The sequence below is a fragment of the Bradyrhizobium jicamae genome (assembly GCF_001440395.1).
In the GTDB taxonomy this organism is placed as follows: Bacteria; Pseudomonadota; Alphaproteobacteria; order Rhizobiales; family Xanthobacteraceae; genus Bradyrhizobium; species Bradyrhizobium jicamae.
Window position 1 is genome coordinate 258 of sequence record NZ_LLXZ01000200.1, and the last position, 4,197, is coordinate 4,454.

Sequence of the window (4,197 nt, forward strand, 5' to 3'; positions counted from 1 at the left end):
AGACGCGCTGTCGCTGGCAACACCGCTGACCGGCACGCTGAACGTCACGGGATCGCTGTCGGCAAAGGCGACCGGGGCGGTCGGCGAGGCGCTCGGCGGCCTGCTCGGCGGCAACGTCGCCAAGCAGATCGGCAGCGTGAACATCAAGAACCTCAACGCCAGCGCCGAGATCAAGGGCAACGTCGTCATCACCTCACGGCCGAAGATCGCCGCGAACTGGCGCATCGAGCCGAACCTGGCGGCGCAGGTCAATCTCGGCGACACCAGCCTCACGGTGGCCGGCGCGCGCGTCAACGTGCCGGCGCAGGTGAAGCCGTTGATCGACCAGAATGTCGCCGAACAGATCGCGCTGGTGCAGGCGCGCATGCGCAACGATCCGACCTTCGAGCGGAACGCGCGGGCGCAATGGGCCAAGGCCTGCCGCTCGATCCCACTGCAAGGCACGACAGCCGGATCGACCATGCCGACGCTGTGGCTGGAATTGCGCCCGACGCGCGCAATCGCCGCACAGCCGCGTATCGATGCGACGAACCTGACGCTGACGCTCGGTATCGAGGCGGAGACCCGCATCACGCCGGCCGAGACCAAGCCCTCCTGCCCGTTCCCCGCCACCATCGCCATCGTGCCGCCGACGCCGGGACGGGTCGCGATCGGCGTGCCCATGGACATGCCCTTCACCGAACTCAACAAGATCGTGGAGGCGCAGTTCGCCGGAAAGACATTTCCGGAAGATGGTTCGGGCGCGGTCGACGTCACCGTCAAGCGCGCCAGCGTGGCCGCATCCGGCAACCGCCTGCTGATTTCGCTGCTGGTGAACGCCAAGGAGAAAAAGAGCTTCCTCGGCCTCGCCGGCGAAGCCAATGTGCACATCTGGGGAAGGCCGGTGCTCGATCAGGCCGAGCAGACGCTGCGGCTGGCCGATATCGAGCTAGCCGTCGAGTCGGAGGCCGCCTTTGGGCTATTGGGTGCGGCGGCGCGCGCGGCGATCCCGCATCTGCAGAAGACGCTGGCGGAAAAGGCTGTCGTCGACCTCAAGCCGTTCGCGAGCAATGCGCAGCAGAAGATCGCTGCCGTCATCGCCGACTTCCAGAAGAACGAGGACGGCCTGCGCGTCACGGCCGAGATCAGCAAGCTGCGCCTTGCCGACATCGCCTTCGATTCCAAAACGCTGCGCGTGATCGCGGAAGCCGAAGGCGCGATCAATGTCTATGTCAGCGCGCTGCCGGCGCTGTGACGCGACGAGACAGCGACCATCACCCCCTCGTGTGAGGAGGTGACAACAGGCCAAATGACGGGTTCCGCGCGATTTCGAGCGCAATCAGCGAACGACCGCATTGGGCCTCTTATGCCGTTCCTATAACGCCGGCCGAACCATGCTCTCGATTTCATATACCGGAAGGCCGATCTCTCCCGTGCGGTCTGGAATCGCGACAAATCGCCAAGCGGGAGTTGAACCCATGACCAGCATTGAATCGAAACTGCAACAGGATCTCACCCAGGGGCTCGACGCCAGTCCCCTTCTAGGCCCGGCAGCGTTGGAAGTGGCGCGCTACCTTGCGTCAATCGCAATGACCGCCTTCGCAACCGTCGTGGCTGTCGGTGTCGACAGCCATCTGACGATTCCGAACCTATCCCTCGTATTTGTTGTGCCCGTGATCGTTGCGGGTGTCAGCCTCGGCCTGGGTCCGTCACTCTGCTCGGCGGTCCTTGGCGCGCTGGCCTTCAATTTCTTCCTGACCGAGCCGCGCTATTCGCTCGCCGTTGATGACGCGGCAAATATCTGGGCGATCGGGCTGCTGTTTGTCGTCGGCCTCATCGTCAGTGGCGTTGCCTTCACTTCCCACCTGAGGGCCGCCGAGACTGAGCGGTTGAAAAGGCAGGTAAGTGTGCTGCAAGGTTACTGCCGTGACATCGCCGCAGCTGGCAGCACGAAGGCGGTCATCTCGATCACTTCCCAGGCACTTGCTGCACTCTTCCAGGTTCCTGTCGCCGTGATGCTCGTTACCGAAGGCAGGTTAGTCCTTCTTGAACAAGTCGGCGACCTGGAGCCGCAAGAAGCCGATCTGGAAGTGGCACGATCTGCGCTTGCGACCGGAACCGTGATGCACAGCGGCGTCTACCCAAACGTCGCTTCGCGCTTTGACTTTTGGCCGGTGAAGACGGCAGAAGCCCAAAATGCCGTCATCGGACTGGCATTCGACCCGGACGAGCCCCCTTCGAAACCAGACGTCCTTGTCGATGTCATCGCGCGTGTTCTCGCCCTGACGCTTGACCGCAAACACGCTGAGGGTCTCGGCAGAAATCAGCAATAGCGGCCGCCGACGTCAGAACGCTGCGTAGGGTGGGCAAAGCGAAGCGTGCCCACCATCTCGCCCGAAGGCGGTGGTGGGCACGGCGCAAGCGCGCCTTTGCCCACCCTACGCATCTGCGCATCGACTTCTAATCCTCGAACTTGAACGAGACGTTCACCTTGGCGCGATAGGCCTCGATCTCGCCTTTAGCGTCCAGTTGCAGATCGAGCTTCACGATCTCGGCTACCCTGAGATCGCGTAACGATTTTCCCGCGCGGCCGACCGCCGCGGCAGCCGCCTTCTCCCAGGATTCCTTGCTGGTGCCGACCAGCTCGATGACCTTGTAGACGCTATCAGGCATGTCGTCCTCCCGTTGCTGTGAAGCAGGAGGCAGATGCTCCTGCCGAGAAACAACCTAACATCGCGGCGCGCATGCCGATAGGCTGCGCCGCACCATGCACAAAATGGGCGCTGCCAAAATCAAATGGCCGGGCGGCATTACGCCGTCCGGCCATTCTGAGGAAGCCTGCCGTTTCAAGGCCGCGGCGTTATTCGGTCGAATACTTGAACTCCGGCATCGACTTCAGCTGATCCTTGGTCGCGCTGAACACGGCGTGATCCGGATACCACGGGTTCTTCTTGACGGCCGGGGCAGGCGCGGTCGCAGCACCCGTCGTCGTGCCCGAACCGGCCCCAGGCCGTGCGCCGCCGGTGGCGGGCGCACTCGAGGTGCTGGTATAGGCGATCGGCTCATCGACGAACTTCACCTTGTCGATCGGCACCGCGACGAGATGCTCACCGACGCCGAGGAATCCGCCGACGCCGATCACCACGGCTTTGATATCGCCGTTCTTGTCGGCCAGCAGATCGTTGATCGATCCGAGGCTTTCGTTGCTGTCGTTGTACACGTTCAAGCCAACCAGCTTCGAGGTCCGCCAGTTGCCCTTGAACGACGAGGTATCGGACGCAGCCGCGGGCGCAGCGGTGGTGGCCTTGTCGGTCGTTGCCGACGGAGTTTGCGCAAACGCGACACTCGCCAGCAGCGCGGAGGCCGCGATGCCGGCAACGGCATATTTGGTCAACATATCGGTTCTCCTCAGTTCAGAAACCCTTCGAGGAAAACCCGGCACATTAACAAGTGTTCCATACGTATTCGGCGGGAACACTCGCTTTGCGTGCGGTCAGAAGCCGCCCCAGTAGGGCGGCATGCCGTAATAGCGATGCAGCTCTGCTTCCTTGGCGCGATCGCCCCAGTCGAAATCCTTGTCCGCGCGGAATGACGGCGCGCGCTTCAGCTCCTCATCGTCGATATCGAGTTCGTAGGCTTCGAACCTGGTGCTGTAGCGCAGCCGCCCCCACGGCAACGGAATCAGATTGGCTCCGATGCCGAGAAAGCCGCCGAAGCTCAGGATGGCATAGGATACTTTGCCGGTGACCTTGTCGATCATCAGCCGTTCGATGTGGCCAATCGTATCCCCGTTCGGCCGGCGCACCGCGGTCCCCTCGACACGGTCGCTCGCGATCAACGGATGCGGCTTGGCCATGACGTCGCTTGCCATTGGACCCTCCACACATCTGTGTGGCAACCAACGTTGCACTGCGTGAGCGGTTCCGCCGCCGAAAGGCCGCTGGAAATGAGACAACCATCCTTCCCTTTCGGAAAGGATGGTTGCGACAGGCCGACGCGGGAAGAACGTCAGCTCTGGAAGTCGATCAACAGCGCCGAGAAGGAGGCGCTGCTCGATGTCGTGCCGGTCGAGCCGTAGGATGTCGATGATGAGGCCGATTGCGACTCCTTCAGCAATTCCAGAAACTGCTTGAGGATGTCTTCCACCGACGCCGAGGAAGATGACGATGCCGATGACGTATCGTCGCTCGACGAGTCGCCATCAGAAGGCGGCGGACC

General features: G+C 62.5%; 5 protein-coding genes and 1 pseudogene. 2 read left to right on the forward strand and 4 right to left on the reverse strand.

Annotation, left to right across the window (positions count from 1 at the left end; all coding sequences use genetic code 11):
* Positions 1 to 1,234: DUF4403 family protein (locus CQ12_RS34685; RefSeq protein WP_245310288.1), on the forward strand; the 1,234-nt coding region annotated here is incomplete at its 5' end.
* A gap of 223 nt (positions 1,235 to 1,457) precedes the next feature.
* Positions 1,458 to 2,312: a DUF4118 domain-containing protein gene (locus CQ12_RS34690; protein ID WP_057839773.1), complete on the forward strand. Its 855-nt coding sequence runs from the start codon at positions 1,458 to 1,460 to the stop codon at positions 2,310 to 2,312.
* Positions 2,313 to 2,439: 127 nt separating this feature from the next.
* Here CQ12_RS34690 and CQ12_RS34695 read toward each other — a convergent pair whose 3' ends face one another.
* The 4 genes and pseudogenes from CQ12_RS34695 to CQ12_RS45355 all read right to left on the reverse strand — a co-directional run.
* On the reverse strand, positions 2,440 to 2,652 hold the full coding sequence (locus tag CQ12_RS34695) for a dodecin family protein (RefSeq protein ID WP_057839774.1): 213 nt from the start codon (positions 2,650 to 2,652) through the stop codon (positions 2,440 to 2,442).
* 187 nt (positions 2,653 to 2,839) lie between these two features.
* A complete protein-coding gene (locus CQ12_RS34700) occupies positions 2,840 to 3,376 on the reverse strand; it encodes a PRC-barrel domain-containing protein (RefSeq protein ID WP_057839775.1) in 537 nt (178 codons plus the stop codon).
* A 96-nt stretch (positions 3,377 to 3,472) separates the two neighbouring features.
* Positions 3,473 to 3,850: a PRC-barrel domain-containing protein gene (locus CQ12_RS34705; RefSeq protein ID WP_057839776.1), complete on the reverse strand. Its 378-nt coding sequence runs from the start codon at positions 3,848 to 3,850 to the stop codon at positions 3,473 to 3,475.
* A gap of 137 nt (positions 3,851 to 3,987) precedes the next feature.
* Positions 3,988 to 4,197, reverse strand: a pseudogene (locus CQ12_RS45355) (hypothetical protein); the annotation flags it as partial.